Annotated in this window: 2 protein-coding genes; both read right to left on the bottom strand. The window is 48.6% G+C overall.

Translation table 11 applies throughout. The annotated features are described in order from the left end of the window. Nucleotides 1–186: 186 nt before the first annotated feature. Complete coding sequence (locus tag HMPREF3139_RS11155) at nt 187–990, bottom strand: transferrin-binding protein-like solute binding protein (protein WP_283127002.1); 804 nt, start codon at nt 988–990, stop codon at nt 187–189. Beyond that, on the bottom strand, nt 977–1,833 hold an 857-nt coding region (locus tag HMPREF3139_RS11150; protein WP_349267088.1), incomplete at its 5' end, for a transferrin-binding protein-like solute binding protein. The genes HMPREF3139_RS11150 and HMPREF3139_RS11155, both read right to left, overlap by 14 nt.

Raw genomic sequence — 1,833 nt, 5'->3', positions numbered from 1 at the left:
GGGGATTTTGGGGAATTTTGCAAAGGTCTCAGATTATCTGAAAATAAGATTCAAGGTTTTCAGACGACCTTTTAGCGGGTAAATTGCTCTCTAGATTGTTGTTACCGTAAAAGGTCGTCTGAAAATCCTATCCGATCAAAAACAAACCGCCCTTTCGAGCGGTTTGTTTTCAGCTTAAACAGACAGTTATTGTTTTTTGCCGCCGAATACACCGAAGGCATTGTTACTTTTATCTTCTTTGTCATGATAACTGTATCGTCCCGCCATTTCGGCAGCTTTGTCACCGTAGAATCCGCCAGTTACAGAGCCTTGTGCATCTGAAGAAGTCCATTTACCGTTAAAGCTGCTGCCTGTAATATCTGCAGTAAAGGCTCGTTCATTCATGAACCATCTGTCACCACTATTGATTTTACCTGCGATAGTCTTGGTATCGAAGTTGACATCTGCGGTAAACGAACCGGTAGTACGGTAGCCTCCTGTATCACCCACCCAGTTTTCCTTATTATCCAAGTTGCGGGCACGGAAATTCAACACATCGCCGGCATACTTGGCTGTCCCTGACGGTAGAGAGGCACTCATTACCCCCTGAACAAACAAGGAGTAGGCATTATCGGCAAGTTTTGCCGCACCGAAGACAACATTGCTCAAATTGCCTGAAGCAACAAACGATTTGTAGTCCGAACCCAATTCAGTTCGATAGAGCTTGTTGGTAACAGGTGACAAAGCGATTGTCGTACCGTTGATAACGACTTTGGTCAAATCGGCGATATTCGATAAGAAGTATTGCTCGCCTGTTTCACCTTTTTTCAATTCAGCTGCGGCGGCATCATCTTTAGGTTTGGTTACGGGCGCATCAGGTTTGGCAACCGGCGCATCAGGCTGTCCGCCTGCTTGAGCTGCCGCATCTTGGCGTTTTGCACCAAACACACCGCGCGCCACTACGTCTTCATCACGTTGGTTTTTGCCTGCCGCACTATTATGTACCGGCAAGTTGGTCTGCCTTCGCGCCAAAGAATCCGCCTTGCATCGTACCTTGCTTGTTGGAGAAGGTGTTGCCGTGCAAATCGCCATTGAAAGACAAATTTTCCGCCATATCGCGCGCATTGGATTTGACGACACCTGCAATCCTATCGCCACCGCTACCACCGCCAACCGTTTGATCGGAATAGCGGTTGATGCCGACATTGATGGTTTTTTGGTCGAAATTGACTCTTGCGGTAACATCGGTTGCTTTGGCGGCAGAATACAGATTGGCCAGCTTGGCTTGCGAACCGGTTTCAAAAATTTCTTGCAGACCTCTTGTATCGATCGGCAGTCCGTTTGGGAAATGCAGGCCGATGCCTTTATAGGTTGCATCCCCTCTTTGGGCTGCAACGGTATCGCTGCCTGATGGCGTGCCTTGGACAAACAACGCCTGTTTCACATCACGCAGATCGCTGACATCGGCAACACCGCCGTAACGAACGTCAGGCAGCAGGTCGCCGCTGTGTACCGCATATTGTGCTGCATCGGCTTTACCGCCGTTCGTACTTCTTTCGCCCAACGTGAACTCACCTGCTTTAACGTCTTTGGTATTAATGGCGACACCATCAAGTACGACGCTGTTTTTATCCGAAGCAGTCGGAGCTTCGGTTTTGGCATATTCCAAATCGCCGGTTTCACGCTTTTTCGCTACCAAGACACCGCCATCCAAAGCCTTGCTCATTACTTTGCCTTCACCGCCAAAACCTTGACCTGAATTGGCCTCATTGGCTTTCTTAGCTTCCTCAGCTTTCTTGGCCTCTTCAGCTTTCTTAGCGTCTTCAGCTTTCTTGGCTTCTTCAGCTTTCTTGG

The organism is Neisseria sp. HMSC15G01, from assembly GCF_001808255.1.
GTDB classification, from domain to species: domain Bacteria; phylum Pseudomonadota; class Gammaproteobacteria; order Burkholderiales; family Neisseriaceae; genus Neisseria; species Neisseria subflava_A.
This window is presented reverse-complemented; position numbering and strand designations above follow the sequence as displayed.